Annotated in this window: 1 protein-coding gene; it reads right to left on the bottom strand. The window is 63.1% G+C overall.

The annotated features are described in order from the left end of the window. Positions 1–831 (bottom strand): electron transfer flavoprotein-ubiquinone oxidoreductase (locus tag ACSQ2W_RS27330; RefSeq protein ID WP_436089302.1); only part of this gene is annotated, 831 nt, incomplete at its 5' end.

Genomic DNA, 831 nt, shown 5'->3' with positions numbered 1-831 from the left:
TCACATGTTCGGATAGACCGGCCCTTCGCCGCCCTGCGGCGGGACCCAGTTGATGTTCTGGTTGGGGTCCTTGATGTCGCAGGTCTTGCAGTGGACGCAGTTCTGGGCGTTGATGACGAAGGTCGGCTGGCCATCCTTCTCCACCCATTCGTAGACGCCGGCCGGACAGTAGCGCGCCGACGGCCCGGCATAGACGTCGTATTCGGAGCGCTTTTGCAGGTCCATGTCCTTGACCTTCAGGTGCACAGGCTGGTCTTCCTCGTGATTGGTGTTCGACAGGAACACCGAGGAGAGACGATCGAAGGTCAGCACGCCATCCGGCTTCGGATAGGCGATGGGCTTGTGCATCGAGGCCGGTTCCAGCGACTGCGCGTCGGTCTTGCCGTGTTTCAGCGTACCGAAGAAGGAGAAGCCGAACAGCGTGTTGGTCCACATGTCGAGGCCGCCGAGTGCGACGCCGATCGCCGTGCCGAGCTTCGACCACAGTGGCTTGACGTTGCGGACCTTCTTCAGGTCCTGACCGATGGCGCTGTCGCGCCAGCCGTTCTCGATCTCGATGACCTCGTCATTGGCGCGCCCTGCCGCAATCGCATCGGCAAGCTTTTCGGCGGCAAGAATGCCGGACAGCACCGCGTTGTGGCTGCCCTTGATGCGCGGCACGTTGACGAAACCGGCCGAACAGCCGATCAGCGCCCCGCCGGGGAAGGAGAGCTTCGGCACCGACTGGTAGCCGCCCTCGGTGATGGCACGGGCGCCATAGGACAGGCGCTTGCCGCCTTCGAAGGTGCCGCGGATCGCCGGATGTGTCTTGAAGCGCTGGAATTCTTCGAA

Origin of the sequence: Pararhizobium sp. LjRoot255 (assembly GCF_964252905.1) — a bacterium.
In the GTDB taxonomy this organism is placed as follows: Bacteria; Pseudomonadota; Alphaproteobacteria; order Rhizobiales; family Rhizobiaceae; genus Pararhizobium.
This window is presented reverse-complemented; position numbering and strand designations above follow the sequence as displayed.